At 51.7% G+C, this 18,952-nt stretch carries 16 protein-coding genes and 4 pseudogenes; 16 read left to right on the top strand and 4 right to left on the bottom strand.

Annotated features, from left to right (window positions below; genetic code table 11):
• Positions 1 to 148 precede the first annotated feature (148 nt).
• The gene (locus tag AC1Q8Q_RS29175; protein ID WP_492615838.1) at positions 149 to 1,519 is read left to right on the top strand and encodes an IS1182 family transposase; all 1,371 of its coding nucleotides are present in this window, start codon (positions 149 to 151) and stop codon (positions 1,517 to 1,519) included.
• A gap of 417 nt (positions 1,520 to 1,936) precedes the next feature.
• Here the strand turns inward: AC1Q8Q_RS29175 and AC1Q8Q_RS29170 are convergent, their stop codons facing one another.
• Both AC1Q8Q_RS29170 and AC1Q8Q_RS29165 read right to left on the bottom strand, forming a co-directional pair.
• The gene (locus tag AC1Q8Q_RS29170) at positions 1,937 to 2,935 is read right to left on the bottom strand and encodes an AraC family transcriptional regulator (protein ID WP_492615837.1); all 999 of its coding nucleotides are present in this window, start codon (positions 2,933 to 2,935) and stop codon (positions 1,937 to 1,939) included.
• A 174-nt stretch (positions 2,936 to 3,109) separates the two neighbouring features.
• Positions 3,110 to 3,263 (bottom strand): annotated as a pseudogene (locus AC1Q8Q_RS29165) (IS5/IS1182 family transposase); the annotation flags it as partial.
• A gap of 474 nt (positions 3,264 to 3,737) precedes the next feature.
• On the opposite strand from AC1Q8Q_RS29165, the gene AC1Q8Q_RS29160 reads away from it, so the two are divergent.
• The 3 genes and pseudogenes from AC1Q8Q_RS29160 (at position 3,738) to AC1Q8Q_RS29150 (ending at position 5,712) form a co-directional block, all read left to right on the top strand.
• Positions 3,738 to 3,923 carry a hypothetical protein gene (locus tag AC1Q8Q_RS29160; protein WP_492615836.1) on the top strand — a complete coding sequence of 62 codons (186 nt, stop codon included), beginning with the start codon at positions 3,738 to 3,740 and terminating at the stop codon, positions 3,921 to 3,923.
• A gap of 163 nt (positions 3,924 to 4,086) precedes the next feature.
• A pseudogene (locus AC1Q8Q_RS29155) lies at positions 4,087 to 4,854 on the top strand (MCP four helix bundle domain-containing protein); the annotation flags it as partial.
• Positions 4,831 to 5,712: a methyl-accepting chemotaxis protein gene (locus AC1Q8Q_RS29150; RefSeq protein ID WP_492615843.1), complete on the top strand. Its 882-nt coding sequence runs from the start codon at positions 4,831 to 4,833 to the stop codon at positions 5,710 to 5,712. The pseudogene AC1Q8Q_RS29155 and the gene AC1Q8Q_RS29150, both read left to right, overlap by 24 nt.
• Before the next feature lie 7 nt (positions 5,713 to 5,719).
• Here the strand turns inward: AC1Q8Q_RS29150 and AC1Q8Q_RS29145 are convergent, their stop codons facing one another.
• The gene (locus tag AC1Q8Q_RS29145; protein ID WP_492615835.1) at positions 5,720 to 6,154 is read right to left on the bottom strand and encodes a YciI family protein; all 435 of its coding nucleotides are present in this window, start codon (positions 6,152 to 6,154) and stop codon (positions 5,720 to 5,722) included.
• 157 nt (positions 6,155 to 6,311) lie between these two features.
• A pseudogene (locus tag AC1Q8Q_RS29140) lies at positions 6,312 to 7,148 on the bottom strand (transposase).
• Positions 7,149 to 7,161: 13 nt separating this feature from the next.
• Between AC1Q8Q_RS29140 and AC1Q8Q_RS29135 the strand changes: the two are divergent.
• From AC1Q8Q_RS29135 to AC1Q8Q_RS29080, 12 genes and pseudogenes are all read left to right on the top strand, one after another.
• Positions 7,162 to 7,603: pseudogene (locus tag AC1Q8Q_RS29135) on the top strand (transposase); the annotation flags it as partial.
• A 528-nt stretch (positions 7,604 to 8,131) separates the two neighbouring features.
• On the top strand, positions 8,132 to 9,511 hold the full coding sequence (locus AC1Q8Q_RS29130) for an aromatic ring-hydroxylating dioxygenase subunit alpha (protein ID WP_492615834.1): 1,380 nt from the start codon (positions 8,132 to 8,134) through the stop codon (positions 9,509 to 9,511).
• Positions 9,512 to 9,737: 226 nt separating this feature from the next.
• Positions 9,738 to 10,298, top strand: a complete 561-nt coding sequence (locus AC1Q8Q_RS29125) for a 3-phenylpropionate/cinnamic acid dioxygenase subunit beta (protein ID WP_492615833.1) — start codon at positions 9,738 to 9,740, stop codon at positions 10,296 to 10,298.
• Positions 10,299 to 10,543: 245 nt separating this feature from the next.
• On the top strand, positions 10,544 to 10,618 hold the full coding sequence (locus AC1Q8Q_RS29120; protein ID WP_492615842.1) for a hypothetical protein: 75 nt from the start codon (positions 10,544 to 10,546) through the stop codon (positions 10,616 to 10,618).
• A gap of 243 nt (positions 10,619 to 10,861) precedes the next feature.
• On the top strand, positions 10,862 to 11,191 hold the full coding sequence (locus AC1Q8Q_RS29115) for a non-heme iron oxygenase ferredoxin subunit (protein WP_492615832.1): 330 nt from the start codon (positions 10,862 to 10,864) through the stop codon (positions 11,189 to 11,191).
• Entirely contained in the window at positions 11,188 to 12,423 is a 1,236-nt protein-coding gene (locus AC1Q8Q_RS29110; RefSeq protein WP_492615831.1) for an NAD(P)/FAD-dependent oxidoreductase, read from the top strand. Before AC1Q8Q_RS29115 ends, AC1Q8Q_RS29110 begins: the two co-directional genes overlap by 4 nt.
• 40 nt (positions 12,424 to 12,463) lie before the next feature.
• Positions 12,464 to 13,294: a cis-2,3-dihydrobiphenyl-2,3-diol dehydrogenase gene (gene bphB, locus AC1Q8Q_RS29105; RefSeq protein WP_492615830.1), complete on the top strand. Its 831-nt coding sequence runs from the start codon at positions 12,464 to 12,466 to the stop codon at positions 13,292 to 13,294.
• A 10-nt stretch (positions 13,295 to 13,304) separates the two neighbouring features.
• The gene (locus AC1Q8Q_RS29100) at positions 13,305 to 14,237 is read left to right on the top strand and encodes a VOC family protein (RefSeq protein ID WP_492615829.1); all 933 of its coding nucleotides are present in this window, start codon (positions 13,305 to 13,307) and stop codon (positions 14,235 to 14,237) included.
• A gap of 220 nt (positions 14,238 to 14,457) precedes the next feature.
• Positions 14,458 to 15,240, top strand: coding sequence for a 2-oxopent-4-enoate hydratase (gene dmpE / locus AC1Q8Q_RS29095; RefSeq protein ID WP_492615828.1), 783 nt, complete (start codon positions 14,458 to 14,460; stop codon positions 15,238 to 15,240).
• A 17-nt stretch (positions 15,241 to 15,257) separates the two neighbouring features.
• A complete protein-coding gene (locus tag AC1Q8Q_RS29090; RefSeq protein ID WP_492615827.1) occupies positions 15,258 to 16,178 on the top strand; it encodes an acetaldehyde dehydrogenase (acetylating) in 921 nt (306 codons plus the stop codon).
• 20 nt (positions 16,179 to 16,198) lie between these two features.
• On the top strand, positions 16,199 to 17,233 hold the full coding sequence (gene dmpG, locus AC1Q8Q_RS29085) for a 4-hydroxy-2-oxovalerate aldolase (protein WP_492615826.1): 1,035 nt from the start codon (positions 16,199 to 16,201) through the stop codon (positions 17,231 to 17,233).
• A gap of 321 nt (positions 17,234 to 17,554) precedes the next feature.
• Positions 17,555 to 18,928, top strand: a complete 1,374-nt coding sequence (locus AC1Q8Q_RS29080; protein WP_492615825.1) for an OmpP1/FadL family transporter — start codon at positions 17,555 to 17,557, stop codon at positions 18,926 to 18,928.
• The last annotated feature ends 24 nt before the right edge of the window (positions 18,929 to 18,952 follow it).

Raw genomic sequence — 18,952 nt, 5'->3', positions numbered from 1 at the left:
GCAAATTTTCCAGCGCTCCTGGTCATAGGCAGCTTTGATTACTGCAGTCGCGAAGGGCTCTAATCGACCGATTTTGTTGAAAAAGTAGCTCCCCTGTCTGGCCTGCGGCAAAATCTCTCCATTGGCCAGCAGGGAAGCACGTAGCAGAATGGGACAGTTATCGAGTGGGCCGGAGCGACTGTTTTACTCGTTCAGCCTTGAAGATCACATCCCAGCCAGTCACCTTCTGCGCAGCATTGATCGGTGTCTTGATCTGAGCGACCTGCGCCATTGCCTCGCCGATTTCTATAGCCCGATTGGGCGTCCGTCGATTGATCCTGAGCTGATGATCCGCATGCTGATCGTGGGCTATTGTTACGGCATTCGCTCGGAGCGGCGGCTGTGCGAAGAGGCCCATTTGAACCTGGCCTATCGCTGGTTCTGCCGGTTGAGCCTTGACGATGAAGTCCCCAACCACTCGACGTTTTCCAAAAATCGACATGGCCGTTTTCGGGACAGTGATCTGTTTCGCTGGTTGTTTAATGAAGTGCTGCGTCGCTGCATGGACGCTGGTCTGGTCAAAGGCGAAGGCTTTGCCGTGGACGCCAGCATCATCAAAGCGGATGCCAGTCGGCAGCGTGGCGTACCGGGTGATGAACCGGTCAACTGGAGCGATCCGTCCCTGAGTACTCGCGCCGTGCGTGAGTACCTTGAGGCACTTGATGAAGAGGCTTTGGCTGAAACGCTACCGAAGCGTCTGTCGCTGACGGATCCTCAAGCCCGCTGGACCGCCGCTCCTGGAGGCCCAGCGTTCTTCGCCTACTCCACCAACTATCTGATCGATACCGAGCACGGCGTCATCGTGGATGTGGAACCCACACCGGCTCATCGAACCGCAGAAGTCGAGAGCACCAAGACCATGATCGATCGGGTCGAAGCGCAGTTCGACATCAAACCGGAACGCCTCATTGGCGACACCGCTTACGGTACAGCGCCGATGCTGGCCTGGATGGTGGAGGAAAAAGACATCGAACCGCATGTGCCGGTCTGGGACAAAACTGAGCGCAAGAACGACAGCTTTTCGAGTAACGATTTCCACTGGAATGAAGAGGCCGAGGAATACCGCTGCCCAGCCGGCAACGTATTACGCAGCGAATGGCGAGCCTTCAAGAACGAGCGTTCGCACGTCACCAAAGCCAACACCATCATCTTCCGATCCAGACAGACCGACTGCGCGACGTGTCCGATGAAAGCCAAGTGCTGCCCGAACACTTCAATTCGCAAGATCGTCCGCAGCGTCCATGAAGCCGCTCGTAATGTGGCTCGACGCATCGCGGCGACGCCGGAGTACGTGCGCTCTCGCCACGAACGTAAGAAGGTCGAAATGTTGTTTGCCCACCTCAAGCGCATCCTGAAACTGGATCGCTTGCGACTACGTGGCATGAGTGGCGCGTCCGATGAGTTCACGCTGGCCGCCGCGGTACAGTACTTACGCCGATTGGCCAAACTTACATCTCAAGGGCTGCGAGTTATGGTATAGGTGCGCCTGCACGAAGCAAAAAACTTCAAAACCAACCCAGTAACATCGCAGCAATGATCAACGAAGATCCGAGAAACCACTCCATGTGGTGAGTAGGTTCTTTGGTGGAGGTCGTGCCTGAGTTCAGGTGTTCTGAAAATCCGACTGTTTTCAACAGAGTTGACCCATAGGGGTCAACCGGTCTTTGCCATAATGACGGCTGATTTTGGGGGGAAGGTTATTGTTCGACTGATATGGAACCGTGCCTACGCCAAAGTCGATTGCGTTGTGAACTAACGTGATCGTGAAACTGGTGTCACACTGGCTCTATAGAAACAGCGACTCGTAATTCCGAGCCAGGCCTATGATGGATGTTCATATATAAAACAGATAGTGGTACCAACCGTAACACTTCTCATCATTCCAAAAATTGAGGGACTAATATATTATTTTATGAGAGTGTGGCAAGTTCCCCACGATCAAGTTGCGACGGTGTAGGGTGACTGAGGGTAGCTCGCCGAAAGTGTTCTTGTAATACTCGGCGAAACGTCCCAGATGCAGGAAGCCATAGTCGAGGGCGACTTCGGTCACGCTGCTCACTACCGCCTGCGAGTCGCTCAGATGAGCATGGATCGCCTCCAGCTTGCGGTGGCGTATATAGCGCTTGGGTGTAGTGCCAGCGTGCTTGTCAAACAACGCAAACAGCGAGTGCATACTCATGTGCGCCAGCTCAGCCAGCCGCAGAACACTTATGTCTTGCTTGAGGTTCGTCTCAATGAACTCAGCGAGGAGTTCGAATGACCGACAGCGCCCTCCCAAGGGCTCGCGATTAACGTCACTGCCCGGCAAGCTTAGTAGTTTACTGACGATGATTTTAGCGTAATGCTCCTGTACCTGAAGAGGAGTGGCTGGCTCAGTTTCCGCCTCTTGACAAACCAGACTCAGCAGATTGAAGAAGCCATCCGGCTGCATGAGGCGGTGAACCGGGGCGAAGACCACTCCTGCGTCGGGGTGACTCCAGTGGTTCTCGCCGCAGACCTTGTTAATGAAGGAAGCCGGCAGCTTGATGATGAACTTCTCGTAGTCGTCTGAGTAGGTCAGGTCGAACGGAGTATCAGGGTTAAGCAGCAGCAACTCGCCTGGGGCGAAGCAGTGTTCCTCTCCGCGACTGCGCCACAGGCAGCGCCCCTTGAGCAGGAAATGCAAATGGTAAACGGCTTCCCGCTGTGGCGAGGTGATTTGCACGCCTTTGCCGTAACTCATCTGAAACAGATCCAAGCTGCCAATGGCCTTGTGTTTCAGGCTCGCCTGCGGATAGCTGGCGCGGTGCTGGCTCACGCGGTGAGCGCCGGCATGCTGGTTAGCATAGTTCGACACGGCATCGGGATCAGTATTGACGAAAACTTGGCTGTTCTCGCCTAGCAATTCATAATTCATATTTCAAAATGCTCTTATATTTTACGCTCTTATATTTTTTATGCGCACAAAATAAAGCTCACGCTCAAGTACGAGCACCATGCTTTTTAAATTTGTATTCCAATTTTATTTTGTTAGCAACTGCTTTCGCAAAAAAAAGGTAGTCAGGGCGGCCGCAAAAACTGGACACGGTTAACGGCCGCCACCGGCCTTGGGGTTATACGGTTCGATCAACCCCAACAAACCAATACAGGACGCCATCTGATCCATTTTCGGTAAGGACGCGTTCGCGGCGGGTTTGCTTGCGCTTGCCGGCATATCCGAAGTCGGAAAAGCTCATCTGGCTTATGGGAGGCTCGGGACAAGTGGTGAGGGTGTTTTAGCACATTTGAGGACTTGTGCGGAGAATCCCTAGGATACTCCCGAAAAACGGATATCGATAATTAAATAACGGATATTCCCCCGTATTTCCATGTCGTAGTCTTAACAACAAATAACAGTGGAGAGTGAAGGCACCTACCTAGCGCGAATTGCCCGCATACATTGGGCGCGCTACTAAAGGCAAGCCCTTGAGTGCCTTCAGAGTGAATCCCCTGTGGCTTCATTCACCTTTCCTGAGCGGACCAAGGTGCCAAGAGCCGCAACAGTATGGCGCGACATTAAGTCGGGCCTAGTAACAAGGGCGGGTGGAAGTGGTGTGATACGTCAGTGCGACATGCAGTCGCGCGGATTTACGACATGGACGCTCTGATCAGTACTTTTCATGGCATGCTAGGTGCAGCCTCACAAACAAAGATCCTCCAGTCTTCAAATGTACTGCCTCATGGGAAAGTTGTATCTTGTTGAAGGCGTCTGCTGCTATGGCATTCAGGCTTTAAATTTGGTTGAAAATCGGGTTATTGGTTTCAAGGATGCATTCTTGGCTGCCATGGCGCAATCCGCTTCGGCGGGTTTTATTGATTGGTCGCGGGATGCTCTCGTGATTATATATTGGGTTGGACTGAGCTGACCTGCAGTTGATTTGATACTCAATAGAAGTTAGACGGTGTCTTTAAGGCAAAGCCTATCCGCATATATTCGCATGTAATATTTAAGTGATTTAGATTTTATAGTTTAAAAGATACTTGACCACGGATCACCTACAAAACAATCTATCCTTGTTGGGGTTTTTTATGTATCTTCGTTCAATAAATATTGCGCCAAGGGCCACCCTTTGCTTTGCTTTAATAGCTTTGCTAGTTGTTGGGTTAGGTCTATTTGGGTATTGCCAGATGGGAAATTTTCGTAGCGCAGAACAAGACATTGAACGTCATCGATTACCCAGTATTCAGACTGGTGATGATATTCAGATTGCGCTTCTGAACGCACGACTAGCGTCAGTCCGTCTCTTGATCGCGCGAAACCCCACAGAACGCAACGCAACAATTGATCAGCTCGCACAGGCTCGCGAGAAGCTAGAAGAGAGAGCGGACTACTACCGTCGAGTATTGATATCTGGGGCAGAAGAGCGGACGCAATTTGAATCTGTAGTTACACTAATAGCACGCTATTTCGAAGGTGCGACACAGCTAGAAAGTCTGAGCCGGCTAGACCACGAGCAGGCAGTAGTGTTTGCCAATAGTGAGCTCCCAAGTCTAGCTAGCGCCGCGCAAAAACAATTGAACGTCCTGCGGGAGATTAATACTCGTGGCGCCAACATTGCGGGCATGAATGCCACAGAGATCTACTCTAAAAGCATGAATATTATTACTATTGTGCTCGTGACGGCGGTGCTCATGACCATTGCTCTTGCCTTTTTGCTAACCCGCAGCATAGTGGTACCCATCAATGATACGTTAATATTGGCAGAGGGCATTGCCGAGGGAGTACTCACCCATCCAATTAATGTCACGGGTGCTGATGAAGCTTCGCGTTTAATGCTTGCATTGGGGAAAATGCAAAAAAACCTGCGAAAAACTATCGGGCAGATTTCTGATTCATCGACTCAATTAAGTGGTGCTGCGGTGGAAATGACAGCTATTACAGATGCTGCCAGCAAGACTTTGCGCCAGCAAAAAAACGAGATTGAGCAAGCTGCTACTGCGGTCAATGAAATGAGTGCAGCCGTTGAAGAAATGGCACAGAACGCAACTTCCACCTCTGAGGCGGCACGTCAATCAAGCGATTTTGCAAAGTTAGGAAATCAGTGCGTTAACGAGACCTTGAAGGCCATTAGTGAGCTGACCGGCCAAGTTGAGCTCACGGCGGAGCAAATTCAGCACCTCGCCGGACAAACTCAAGACATTAGTAAAGTGCTAAGTGTAATCCGTGCAATAGCACAGCAAACCAACCTGCTTGCGCTCAACGCGGCGATCGAAGCTGCGCGGGCGGGTGAGCAAGGACGAGGCTTTGCAGTTGTAGCAGACCAGATACGTGCACTGGCCCACCTTACTCAAGGTTCCACAAAAGAGATCGAGGAAATGATTACGTCTATCCAACAACAGAGCTCATTAGCAGTTGTGTCGATGCAGTTTAGTGCCACATTAGCTCACGAAACCAAAAAAGCAGCAGAAAAGGCTGGACGTTCATTGGAATCGATTACCAACGCTGTCCGTCTTATTGATGATCGCAACCTGCAGATAGCCACGGCCTCTGAAGAACAAGCCAGTGTGGCACGAGAAGTGGACAGCAACCTGACAAGCATTCGGCACCTCTCCATGCAAAGTGATAATGGTACTCACCAGACATTGCAGGCGAGTGAGGAACTGTCACGTTTAGCCATAGTGCTTAATCAGGCGGTGCTTCGCTTTAAAGTTTAAATACCTCTTAACGTATGGGGGATTGTAGTGATCTGATGAAACCTGGCACCCATTTAGGCGAGAATACTCGTAAGCGTCCGCCGAAGTCAGCTGGACGCACTATTTGATTAAATGCATGTGTGTTGATTTCGGACGGATGATGTCCCGCAGCATTGAATTGCCTTACCCACCAACGTAAGCGCCATTGAATGATTTGAGCGTGCGCACAAATGCCCTCAAGAGCATATGGGGCATCGGCTTCAAATCGAATGGCTTCCAACCGATCATCGGTATCAGTGAGGGATACCCCACCAATGATTTTAGTTCTCGTCTCATCCAGTAAGGCGGCGGAAGACAGCAACTTCTCCCCATATGCAGCGAGATAGTCTCGATGGAGCTGCCTAACTCGCTTGCGCCGTTCATTCTTTTCCCCGTGGTCATACGCAATAATCGAAAATCGCATCGAGCTGGCTCTTAAGGAGACGCTGAACAATTCCCTCCTTTGACACTCGCGCCATTTTTAAATCGTTTTTTCAACCTACCGGTCTGATTTTGCGTATCCGGGGCCGATTTCAGCCCCCATTTTGCTGATTGGCGGGTAAGCCCCCCTTCAGGCGGATTTATCCCGCCGTGCGTTGCAAGTACCGCTTGGCCAGCATCAGATTGGCCAATCCGAACAGACTAAACAGCCGCGCCGTGTTCTTTTCCAGTCTGCGGTAACGGACTTTGCGATGATTGAAGCGCACTTAATCACTTGGAACGGATGCTCTACCTTGGCACGCAGTTGCGCCTTGGGGTATTCGATCTTGCGCTTGACCTGGTACAGCGCGTTGCCTTTGCCGTGATGCGTGTAGCTGCTTGGCCGTGCTGCAATCGACCAGATAACGTCGCGCTCAAGATGCTCCGGTCGCTCGGCCGCACCGGTGTATCCAGAACTCCCTAGACTAGGTTTCGGCACCGTGCAGCAGTTTGTTGACGTGAGAGACATCTGCCGCGTTAGCCGCCATCCCCACGAAGCTATGCACCAGCCCAGACGTGGCGTCGACACCAATGTGGGCAGGCAGATCACGACTGGCCAGATGCTGGTTGATTGTTTCAAACAGCACCCATGTAAGCAGATGGGTTTCCAGCAAGCGGCGAAAACGCAGCAAGATAGTGAAATCCGGTGCGGACTCGCGGCCCAAGTCGATGCCGATAAAGCTACGAATGGCTTGGCTGTCGTAGACGGTATCTTCGGCGCCTCCACCGAAGATACCGAAACACTGCTGCACGATATATATGCGCGGCAACCCAATCGCGGAGCGCCGCGCCTGCCTGTGGCGTGGCCATAGAAAGCGGCGCCACTTATGCCTCCAGCTGTGATCAGGCACCAACTGTTCAAGGTCAGCAAGGTAGCGATCGCGGCGAGGTTGCTTTTTCTTGCGTGTGTATTCGAGTACGGAGAAAGTCTTCTGCATGGCGTGTGTTTTAGACATTATGATCGGCCAGGTAATCGGAAGGATTACCCAGCGCCATCGAGCCACGGAGTTTCTGGATTATGTGCAGCAGATCGACTGCTGCACGCCAGCCGGACTGGATCTGCATGTGATTCTGGATAACAGTTCGACCCACAAAACTGCTGCAATCAATCCGTGGCTGGGAAAAGTGTCCGCGTTTTAAATTGCACTTGACACCGACCAGCGCGTCTTGGCTGAACGTAGTGGAAGGCTGGTTTGCATAATTGGACAGAAGAGCTCTGTACAGGGGCGGCTTTACCAGCGTCGCCGACCTAAAAGCCACTATCCGCCAATTTATCAAAGGTCACAGTGAGCATTCAGCCAAGCCGTTCAAGTGGAATAACACGGCTTAGACCATCATTAGCTCGGTACATAAGACGAAGCTGAGCATGATAAAAAATAAATTAATGGATTAACTGCTCAGGCCAGTAAGATTTTTCCTAAAAAACGGATATCGATAATTAAATAACGGATATCCGCCTGTTTCTCAATGTCGTAGCCTTAACAACAAATAACAGCGGAGAGTGAAGGCTCCTACCAGCGCGAAGTGTCCGCATATATTGAGGCGCGCTACTCGCCGCAAACTTTTGAACGCCTTAAGAGTGAATCCCTTGGCTTCACTCACCCATATTGACCGGAGCAGGGCGCCAACAGCCGCGAAATACGTCAGGCTCAGGAATAAGGGAGGGTGAAGGCGGTGTAATGCGTCAGCGTGACATACAGTGCGCGGACTTACGAGATGGGCATTCTGATTAATACTTTTTCAGTATATCGCATGTGCAGTCCCACCTATTTCAGATGCATGTTGGGCTATAGATTTCAGAGGTTCGTAAATTAGCTTTTACGGTAATGCGCCAGCATCATGGGTATTGGCTTTCGGCGCGGAAAGATAAAAAATTGGTTATCTTGGCTCTAGCTAGAGCGTCATGAAGGAGACTTAGGTCATGAGTTCAAAAATAAAAATAGAAGCGCAGGAAGTCCCTTTGAAATGGGTGAGAAATTGGTCACCCGATGAGGTTCGTGCACTCGTTGATCAAGATAATGGGTTGCTTGATCCCCGTATCTACTCCGATCAGGATTTGTACGAGATTGAGCTTGAGCGGGTTTTTGCCCGATCCTGGCTGCTGCTAGGGCACGAGGGGCACATTCCCAAAGCCGGGGACTACCTGACCACCTACATGGGGGAGGACCCCGTCATCGTAGTGCGGCAGAAAGACCGCAGCATTAAGGTGTTCCTCAACCAATGTCGGCATCGTGGAATGCGTCTTGAGCGCTCGGATTTTGGCAATGCCAAGTCATTCACCTGCACCTATCATGGCTGGGCCTACGACACCGCCGGTAATCTGGTGAATGTGCCTTATGAAAAAGAGGCTTTTTGTGACAAAAAGGAGGGAGACTGTGGCTTTGACAAGGCCGACTGGGGGCCGTTGCAGGCTCGTGTGGACACTTATAAAGGGCTGATTTTTGCCAATTGGGATGCCGAAGCGCCTGATCTTTTGACCTATCTAAGCGATGCGACTCCATACATGGATGTGATGCTCGATCGCACCGAGGCGGGTACCCAAGTCATCACTGGCATGCAAAAGACAGTGATTCCCTGCAACTGGAAATTTGCCGCCGAGCAGTTCTGTAGCGATATGTACCACGCTGGCACGGTAGCGCATCTGGCTGGTGTTGTGTCCAGTCTGCCGCCTGAGATGGACCTTTCCCAAGTGAAGTTACCGTCAACCGGAAATCAGTTCCGGGCCAAGTGGGGGGGGCACGGGACAGGCTGGTTCAATGACGATTTCTCACTTCTGCAAGCCATTATGGGCCCCAAGATTGTCGACTATTGGACCAAGGGTCCTAATGCCGAGCGTGCACAAGAACGTTTAGGGAATAAGCTCCCGGCGAATCGCATGGTTACACAGCATATGACCATTTTTCCGACCTGTTCATTTCTGCCGGGAATCAATACGATCCGTACTTGGCACCCGCGCGGCCCTGATGAAGTCGAAGTCTGGTCTTTCATCTTAGTGGATGCTGATGCACCTGAAGAAATTAAGGATGAATATCGCCGAAAGAACATCTTCACCTTCAATCAAGGAGGAACCTATGAGCAAGATGACGGCGAAAACTGGGTTGAGGTTCAGCGAGGGTTGCGCGGTCATATGGCTAGAAGTCGACCTTTTTGTGCTCAGATGGGGGTCGGTGTGCCGAACAAAAACAACCCGGACTTTCCTGGCAAGACTAGCTACGTTTATAGCGAGGAAGCCGCACGTGGCTTCTACCATCACTGGAGTCGCATGATGTCCGAGCCAAGTTGGGAAACGCTGAAACCTTGAGCGAGTTAAGCGATCGAAGAAAAGCAATAGTGTTTCTATCGTGCTACCAATTTTTAGGCATGGATTTTAGCCAGACTCATGGTTGCTGTAAGTTCTTGAAAGCCTTTTTATTCAGGCTCATGAAAAACGCACAACATTTGGTTGGGTGACAATCTTATTAAGGTTTTTAGTTTTATGTGTGAGCGATAACTTAAGTCGCCCAAAATATGCATATAGGATATTAACTATGACATCCACTGATTTGACCCAGGCCTTTGAATGGCCAGAGAAAGTCGTTAGTCTTGAATTGCAAAACTCAGTTGAACAGTTCTACTACCGCGAAGCGCAGTTGCTTGATCATCAACGATATGAGACCTGGCTGACTTTACTTACCGAAGACATTCAATATTGGATGCCGATCCGTACTAGCCATACCTCCCGAAACAAGGCATTGGAGTACGTGCGCGCGGGTGGCAATGCCCATTTTGACGAAACATATGAGAGTATGCGCGCGCGTATTCGTGGAAGAGTTTCGGGGTTGAACTGGACGGAAGATCCGCCGTCCCGCAGCCGGCACATTGTCAGCAACGTGATCGTTCGCGAAACCGGGGATCCTGATACGGTGGAAGTTAGTTCTTCATTCCTTTGTTACCGCAACCGATTGGAGCGAATGACCGATATTTATGTTGGCGAGCGTCGGGACGTACTGCGCCGTGTAAGCGACGGCCTGGGGTTCAAGATTGCCAAGCGGACAATCCTGCTTGATCAGAGCACGATAACAGCGAACAATCTCAGCTTGTTTTTCTAAAGAAAGAGCGTTGGCCACTCACTATTAATCGCACCCCTCGGGCTTTGCTAGTGGGATGCGATTAAAGGACGCGGCTAGGGAAAGTACGCTTTTTTGATCAGCATAGGAGTTTTTTACATCATACATCTCATTGGTTCGTTTTCTTTAGAATCTTGGGGTTGTTCGGCATGATGTATCCAAGCGCCTAACGGCACATTCGCGAGTCGGCTCTCACCTATCGCTAGGATGCTTAGGATTTTGTCGGCCTGCAATTGGGCGCTATCCGCGTGATTGCCTTGTGGAGCGCACGCGAACCAAGCCGCTACCGTGTTGTTATCTAGGTGGTCATTGCAATAGGAGGTGCAGATGGCATTTCGGGTTTTTACAGTATCGTGCGGAGTCACGAAGTGTAGTGGTTCAGGGCTGATGATGCGTTTTGGCTAGACTGCCTGGGGCTTGCGCGCCTGCTGTGCGTCCATATTGAAATACTGATGCGATCTTTGAATGCATCAGTTGTTTGATGTGCTGGTTTCGTATTTCGCTTAATCAGGAATTAAAATTAATTATAAGAGTGAGTAAATATTATGGCGTTTTCCAGAGTTTGTGACTTATTGGATGTTCCCATTGGTGAAGCTTTTAAGGTTGAAGGTGATGGTGCAGCCGTCGCAATTTTCAACGTCGATGGAGATTTGTTCGCAACACAGGACCAATGTAGCCATGGCGACTGGTCGCTGTCCGAAGGCGGCTATCTAGACGGCGACGTTGTCGAATGCTCGCTGCACATGGGCAAGTTTTGTGTTCGCACGGGCAAGATCAAATCAGCACCGCCCTGTGAGTCACTGAAAATATTTCCGATTCGAATCGACGGCAACGATGTGTATATCGATTTGGATGCTGGGTATCTAACGCCATGATTAAAGCCATAGTAATAATTGGCGCTGGCTTGGCTGGCGCAACGGCCGCGCGCTCCCTTCGCGCCCAAGGATATCTGGGCCAGATCCATATGGTCGGGGAGGAGGCATGTGTGGCTTACGATCGCCCTTCGCTATCCAAGGACGTGTTGGCTGGCAACCTGGTCGAGCCCCCTCTGATCATGGATCCATTTTGGTATGTATCGGCCGATATCGATCTCCATCTTGGGGTGCGCGTGACCGGTATTGATGTGGTCAGCCGCCAGGTACTCTTCGAATCCGGTGAAACTTTGGCCTACGACCGATTGCTGCTGGCCACCGGCGTGCGCGCGCGGCGCATGGCGATCATGGGATGCGAATTGGCCGGTATCCACACCTTGCGTGACAGCGCTGACAGTTTTGCGCTGCGGCAGGTGCTTGAGCCGGGTAAGTCACTGGTCATTGTTGGCGGTGGTCTGATCGGTTGCGAGGTGGCGACCACCGCCCGCAAGGCCGGTACCAAGGTAACAATTCTGGAGGCTGGCGACGAACTGCTACTGCGTGTGTTGGGCCACAAAATTGGAGCCTGGTGCCGAACCGAGCTGGAGCTCATGGGCATCCGGGTTGAGCTGAACGCACAGGCATCGCACTTCGAGGGACAGGGGCACGTACGTGCCGTCGTCTGTGCTGATGGGCGCCGGATAGCTGCTGACGTGGTGCTCATCAGCATCGGTGCAGAGCCTGCCGACGAGCTAGCCCGGGCAGCCGGCATAGCATGTGAACGCGGCGTGCTGGTTGATGCAACGGGTGCTAGCTCGTGTCCGGAGGTGTTTGCCGTTGGTGACGTAGCAGCCTGGCCTTTGAGGACCGGCGGACAGCGCTCGCTGGAGACCTACATCAACAGCCAAATGCAGGCTGAAACCGCCGCTGCGGCCATGCTAGGCACGCCTGTCCCAGCGCCTCAGGTGCCAACCTCGTGGACTGAGATTGCGGGGCATCGAATGCAGATGATTGGCGACTTCGGAGGTCCCGGAGAAATCGTCCTGCGCGGTGACGTACAAAATGGTCAACCGTTGGTGCTGTTCAGGCTCCTTGATGGCCGTATTGAAGCAGCAACGGCGATTAATGCTGCGAAAGAATTTTCCATTGCAACCCGATTGGTAATTGGTCGGTTTCCTGTCTCGGCCAAACAGCTGCAGGACACTAGCTTGAACCTGCGGGAATTGCTGAAAGCTAAAGCGCAGTTATGCACATGACTGGCGATTTCCTTTAATCATTATAAGAAGAGTTCAAGACATGAGATTAACAGGTGAAGTGATATTGATAACCGGTGGTGCGGCTGGACTGGGGCGCGCTCTTGTTGATCGGTTCGTGGCCGAAGGTGCCAAGGTGGCTGTGCTCGACAAGAGCGCCGAACGCCTACAACAGCTGGAATCGGATCATGGCGAAGAAGTGGTATGCATCGTCGGCGATGTGCGCTCTCTGGAAGACCAGAAGCGGGCTGCCAGCTGCTGTATTGCTAAGTTCGGGAAGATCGACACTTTGATCCCCAACGCAGGTATCTGGGATTACAACACGCAATTAGTCGATCTGCCTGAAGATAGTATCGATACTGCATTTGATGAATTGTTTCAAATCAATGTCAAGGGTTACATCCACGCCGTCAAGGCCTGCCTGCCGGCTTTGGTCGCAAGTCGTGGCAGCGTGATCTGCACGATCTCGAATGCAGGCTTCTACCCCAATGGCGGAGGCCCTCTTTACACGGCGACCAAGCATGCGGTCGTGGGCTTGGTGCGTGAGCTGGCCTTCGAGCTGGCACCATATGTGCGAGTCAATGGCGTGGGGGTGGGCGGTATGAGCACGGATTTGAGAGGTCCTTGCTCGCTGGGAATGAGTGAGCAATCGATATCGAGCGTGCCGTTGGCTGAGTTGCTGCAGGATGTACTGCCGATTGGCCGCATGCCTGACGCTGAAGAATATACAGGCGCCTATGTGTTTTTCGCTACGCGTTGCGACTCGGTACCGGCCACCGGGACCTTGCTGAATTACGACGGTGGCATGGGCGTTCGCGGAATTTTTTCCGCGGTAGGTGGTAAAGATCTTCTCGCAAAACTGAACATCAATTAAGGAGATGACAATGTGCATCAAAAGCCTAGGTTACATGGGTTTCTCTGTAAGCGATGTGCCGGTATGGAGATCTTTCCTCTCTGAAAAAGTGGGTTTGATGGAGGTAAACGGCTCCAATGATAGTGCTCAGTACCGCATGGACTCACGCAGTTGGCGGATTGCCGTGCAAAGGGGAGAGGCTGATGATATAGCGTTCGCCGGTTATGAAGTGGCCAATCCGCTGGCGTTGCAGCAGATGACGGCGCGGTTACGGCAGGCTGGTGTCCAGGTGAAGACCGGCGACACTGAACTGGCAGAGAAGCGTGACGTGATGGAACTGATCTCTTTTGAAGATCCATTTGGAATGCCGCTGGAAATTTACTATGGGGCTACCGATTATTTTGAGCGGCCTCTCGTCTCTGGTACAGGTATCACGGGATTCCTGACTGGCGAACACGGGGCAGGGCATTATCTTTACGCTGTACCGAATATTGAAGAGGCATTAGCTTTTTACACAGGAGTGCTGGGCTTCCAGATGTCCGACGTCATTGATATCGCGATGGGGCCGGATTTGACTACTCGAGGATACTTTTTACGTTGCAACGGTCGCCATCACACAATAGCGATCGCAGAGGCTCCGTTACCAAAGCGAATTCACCATTTTTTGCTGCAGGCCTTGACGCTTGATGATGTAGGGCATGCATATGACCGTCTTGATGGAATAAAAGATAAAACCACCGACTCCAATCTTGGGGATAGCACTTCCAGTTGCATTACGGCGACGATCGGACGACACGTTAACGATCACATGGTTTCCTTCTATGCCCAGACGCCATCCGGTTTTGAGCTTGAGTTTGGCTGGGGAGCGCGAGATGTTGATGATCAGTCCTGGGTGATGACGCGGCATAAGCGGACCGCTATGTGGGGGCACAAGCCTTTGCGCAGCAAGTCTAAGAAATCCTAAAAAATGCCACTTGTCCAAATGAGGCTCTGCTGTATTCCTGCGCTTGTTTTCTATCATACCGCAGGAGTTGGGTTTGGGTTTCGATCTTATCAAAGTCGATCAGGCTAGAAAGATTGAGGCGGGCTGTGGCGTTCGGTAAGGTTAGGATGACAACTTGAGTATGTTGCCCTCCAAAAAGAAATAAAGAACTACTTATTAATCAATGGAAGCCACGGCCAATATGTTAGCTGAACTCATCCAAACTCTTGGCGACGAACTCTACTCGGCCCTATGCACACGCACAATGATAGAGCCGCTGACTAGCCGTTACCCCGATATCACTATCGAAAATGCATACCATATCCAGCTGCGTATGATTTCCCGCCGCCTACAGGCCGGCGAGCGGATCGTCGGCAAAAAAATCGGTGTCACCAGTGCCGCGGTGATGAACATGCTAGGCGTACGCCAACCCGACTTTGGTTACATGCTCGATGGCATGATCCACGACGACGGCGCAGATATTGACATTGCTACGCTTATCCAGCCCAAGGCTGAAGGAGAAATCGCCTTCGTGCTTAAGAAAGACTTGATGGGGCCAGGGGTCAGTGCTGCCGACGTGTTGGCTGCCACCGAAGGCGTTATGGCCTGCTTCGAGATCGTCGACTCACGCATCACCGATTGGAAAATCAAGATCCAGGACACCATCGCCGACAACGCATCCTGCGGGATCTTCGTGCTCGGTGACCGCATGGTCGATCTGCGCGGGCTCGACCTGCGGACCTGCGGCATGGTTTTGGAAAAAAATGGCGAAACAGTGGCCACCGGAGCAGGCGCCGCAACTATGAACTCGCCTGTCAACGCAGTAGTTTGGCTCGCAAACACACTGGGTAAATTGGGCATCTCGCTGAAAGCCGGCGAAGTGATCCTGTCCGGGGCACTCGGCGCGATGGTGCCGGTTAAGGCCGGCGACAACTTGCATGTCGCGATAGGTGGCATCGGTTGCTGTTCAGTACGTTTTCATTAAAAAAGAGAGGATGTCAGATGATGAAAATTAAATGCGCACTCATCGGCCCGGGGAACATTGGAACCGATTTGCTTTATAAGTTACAGCGCAGCACGGTACTGGAGCCTGTTTGGATGGTCGGTATCGACCCTACTTCCGAAGGCTTGCAGCGCGCTGCCTCCATAGGATTGAAAACTACCTCCGATGGGGTTGATGGTCTTTTGCCGCATGTCGCTGCAGATGGGATACAAATTGCCTTCGATGCTACTTCGGCTTACGTACATGCAGAAAATTCACGCAAGCTTAATGAGCTGGGCGTGTTGATGATCGATTTAACCCCTGCTGCTATCGGCCCCTTTTGTGTGCCGCCGGTGAATCTGCTCAAGCATGTCGGTCAGCGTGAATTGAATGTCAACATGGTGACCTGCGGCGGCCAGGCTACTATCCCGATGGTCGCTGCGGTATCGCGTGTACAGCCGGTAGCTTACGGCGAGATCGTAGCTACCACGGCATCCAAATCGATAGGCCCCGGAACCCGTTCCAATATTGATGAGTTTACCCGCACCACATCCCGTGCAGTTGAAATCGTCGGCGGAGCCAAAAAGGGCAAAGCTATCATCATCATTAACCCGGCTGAGCCGCCAATGATGATGCGCGATACCGTTCATTGCCTGACCGAAACCGAACCTGATCGAGAAAAAATCACTGCGTCGGTGCACGCAATGATTAAGGAGGTCCAGAAATACGTGCCCGGTTACAAGCTGGTCAACGGTCCGGTATTTGACGGCAAGCGCATCTCGCTGTTCCTGGAAATTGAAGGTCTGGGTGATTACCTGCCCAAATATGCAGGCAACCTTGACATCATGACTGCCGCCGCTGTCCGCACTGCGGAGATGTTCGCCGAAGAAGTTCTCAGCGGAAAACTTACACTTGATCCGATGAAAAAGAAGCAAAAATAACTGCTCCGTGAGGAATAAACATGGCACTCAAAGGCAAAAAAATTACCGTTCATGACATGACACTGCGTGACGGCATGCACCCGAAGCGACACCAAATGACGCTGGAGCAAATGACCAGCATCGCACAGGGCCTGGACGCTGCTGGCGTGCCGCTGATTGAGGTCACACATGGCGACGGTTTGGGCGGCTCTTCAATCAACTATGGCTTTCCCGCCCATACCGACGAGGAGTATCTGTCGTCGGTGATCCCACTGATGAAGAAAGCCAAAGTGTCTGCACTGCTACTGCCCGGTATTGGCACCGTAGATGATCTGAAGATGGCATATGAATTGGGTGTAAGTACTATTCGTGTTGCTACCCATTGCAGCGAGGCCGATGTCTCGCAGCAGCATATTCAATATGCTCGCAAGATAGGAATGGATACGGTTGGCTTTCTGATGATGGCGCACATGGCATCGCCCGAGCAATTGCTGGAACAAGCCCGGCGTATGGAAAGCTATGGCGCCAACTGCATCTATTGCACCGACTCGGCTGGCTACATGCTGCCGGAAGATGTTAAAGCACGCATAGGGCTACTGCGCGAGAAACTCAATCCTGAAACTGAACTCGGTTTTCACGGCCATCACAATCTGGCGATGGGTGTGGCTAACTCGTTGGTGGCGGTAGAATACGGCGCTAACAGGATCGACGCCGCAGCGGCCGGACTCGGTGCTGGTGCAGGCAATACGCCGATGGAGGTTTTCATCGCAGTCTGCGCCCGGTCGGGGATTGAGACCGGAGTTGATGTGTTCAAAATCCAAGACGTAGCAGAAGACCTGGTGGTACCGATGATGGACTTCCCGATCCGGATCGACCGCGACTCGCTTACGCTGGGTTACGCCGGTGTATATGGTTCGTTCCTACTGTTTGCCAAACGTGCTGAGAAACAATACGGGGTGTCGGCACGTGACATTCTGGTTGAAATGGGCCGGCGCGGCATGGTCGGTGGCCAAGAGGATATGATCGAAGATACGGCGCTGACCATGGCGCGGGCCCGCAGCCTAGCGTCACTCTAGTTGAGTGAGTTACTAATTCGTTAATTTATCGCCTATATACAAAAGCTTGAGGGTGATCGCGCTATCGAGTTGTCGAGCATATAAAATAGATTACCGAATTTATTAGTTGCACCACTACCTCTTCTCAGTGTGAGGTGTACTGCCTAATATACTTCTCATTTGTTCATGTAAATATCGAGTGATAACACTACTTCGGCGATATGCATTTGCAGTAAATGCGAGGGGACGCATATATTCGCGAAAAATAAGAAAGGGGATGGCTGGAAAATCTTCATTCGAACATAAATGATAATTTTTCTTATAAATATAAGAGATAGAAAAATGAATCAACTATTTATTCGGGCTATCACCATGGCGATATCGGCAGCTGCCTCTCAAGCGACACTAGCTAGCAGCGACGTATTTCGGTTCGTTGGGTACGGCCCAGTGTCGAGTGCGATGGGGGGAGCTGCGACGGCGTTTGATGTGGGCGCGGCTGGTATGATGACGAATCCTGCAACGCTTTCTTTGATGGCGCCAGGTTCTGAAATTCATCTAGGTCTAGATGTTATCGTTACTGATATATCAGTTAAGAATCAAGCAACAGGAGAAACTGCCTCCTCCAATGATCACTCCAAAAACCGCGGCCCTTATGCGGCTCCCCAACTGGCTTATACGTATCGCGGTGGTCCCTGGGCATTTGGCCTAGGTGTCTTCGCCCAAGGTGGGATAGGAACGGAATATGGGACCAAGAGTTTTCTTTCTCGCGCCACCGGCGGACTTGATACAGGTCTCGAGAATTCGAGCCGCCTATTGACCTTGAACATTCCCTTTGCGGCGAGCTACGAAGTCAATGACAGGCTGACTGTGGGGGGGAGTGTTGATGCCGTGTGGCAGGGCTTGAACCTGGATATGTTGATGGGCGCAGACCAGCTTGGTTCGCTGATCGGGGCGGGGCGGGTGAGTGGCAGCCTTGTTCCTGTACTAGGGGAACTACCTGACTTGCGCGGCGCTCATTTGAGTTTTACCAAGAACCAGCCAGTGGCGAGTGGTGCGGATGCGTGGGGTGTTGGCGGGCGCATAGGTATGCTATATAAAATCACGCAAGCAACGATTTTTGGTGCCGCGTATTCCCCAGAGAGCAAGTTAGCTGACATGGAAGGTAATGCAACTCTGACGGCAGTAGACGCTGTAGTCGGCCAGGTTGCGCTGGCAGGCAAGATTAAGATACGTGACTTTCAAACTCCTGCGCAATTGAATCTGGGTATAAGCCATCAGCTTAATGATCAATGGCTGCTTGCTGCCGACGTGTCCCGGATATTCTGGAAACACGCTATGAAGGACATTGATGTTGATTTTGTTGCAGATAATGGCTCGAATATAAATATTTCATTGCCGCAGAATTATAGGGATCAGACTGCACTGTCGTTTGGAGCTGCCTATCAGACTGGCAAATGGACGCTGCGAGGGGGGGGGCGCTTAGCGACTCAGGCGTTGAGCTCCAATACTATGTTAGCGGTAATTCCTGCGATTCCCACTACGTTCGGCTCTGCAGGATTTTCTTATCAATTCACACTGGCAAGTAAGATAGACTTTGCCTGGACCCATTCATTTAAAAAGAAGATGGATAACTCCAGCCAGCCCAACACATCCGAGCCAATAAGGGTGGAGCATGCTCAGGACAGTATAAGTGCAGCTTATGTTTACAAATTCTGAATATCCCGCCCTTTCTTGAAGGCG

The sequence above is a fragment of the Pseudomonas sp. GW823-FHT06B06 genome (assembly GCF_058795195.1).
The sequence above is the reverse complement of the archived record's forward strand: the minus strand, read 5'-3'. Positions and strand labels throughout refer to the sequence as shown.

Coding starts and splice junctions, on each gene's coding strand:
- AC1Q8Q_RS29160 (WP_492615836.1), top strand. CDS start 3,738: ATGGGAAAGTTGTATCTTGTTGAAGGCGTCTGCTGCTATGGCATTCAG.
- AC1Q8Q_RS29175 (WP_492615838.1), top strand. CDS start 149: ATGGGACAGTTATCGAGTGGGCCGGAGCGACTGTTTTACTCGTTCAGC.
- AC1Q8Q_RS29115 (WP_492615832.1), top strand. CDS start 10,862: ATGGCGTTTTCCAGAGTTTGTGACTTATTGGATGTTCCCATTGGTGAA.
- AC1Q8Q_RS29100 (WP_492615829.1), top strand. CDS start 13,305: ATGTGCATCAAAAGCCTAGGTTACATGGGTTTCTCTGTAAGCGATGTG.
- AC1Q8Q_RS29080 (WP_492615825.1), top strand. CDS start 17,555: ATGAATCAACTATTTATTCGGGCTATCACCATGGCGATATCGGCAGCT.
- AC1Q8Q_RS29110 (WP_492615831.1), top strand. CDS start 11,188: ATGATTAAAGCCATAGTAATAATTGGCGCTGGCTTGGCTGGCGCAACG.
- AC1Q8Q_RS29130 (WP_492615834.1), top strand. CDS start 8,132: ATGAGTTCAAAAATAAAAATAGAAGCGCAGGAAGTCCCTTTGAAATGG.
- AC1Q8Q_RS29150 (WP_492615843.1), top strand. CDS start 4,831: ATGCTTGCATTGGGGAAAATGCAAAAAAACCTGCGAAAAACTATCGGG.
- dmpE (WP_492615828.1), top strand. CDS start 14,458: ATGTTAGCTGAACTCATCCAAACTCTTGGCGACGAACTCTACTCGGCC.
- bphB (WP_492615830.1), top strand. CDS start 12,464: ATGAGATTAACAGGTGAAGTGATATTGATAACCGGTGGTGCGGCTGGA.
- AC1Q8Q_RS29145 (WP_492615835.1), bottom strand. CDS start 6,154: ATGCGATTTTCGATTATTGCGTATGACCACGGGGAAAAGAATGAACGG.
- AC1Q8Q_RS29090 (WP_492615827.1), top strand. CDS start 15,258: ATGATGAAAATTAAATGCGCACTCATCGGCCCGGGGAACATTGGAACC.
- AC1Q8Q_RS29125 (WP_492615833.1), top strand. CDS start 9,738: ATGACATCCACTGATTTGACCCAGGCCTTTGAATGGCCAGAGAAAGTC.
- AC1Q8Q_RS29170 (WP_492615837.1), bottom strand. CDS start 2,935: ATGAATTATGAATTGCTAGGCGAGAACAGCCAAGTTTTCGTCAATACT.
- dmpG (WP_492615826.1), top strand. CDS start 16,199: ATGGCACTCAAAGGCAAAAAAATTACCGTTCATGACATGACACTGCGT.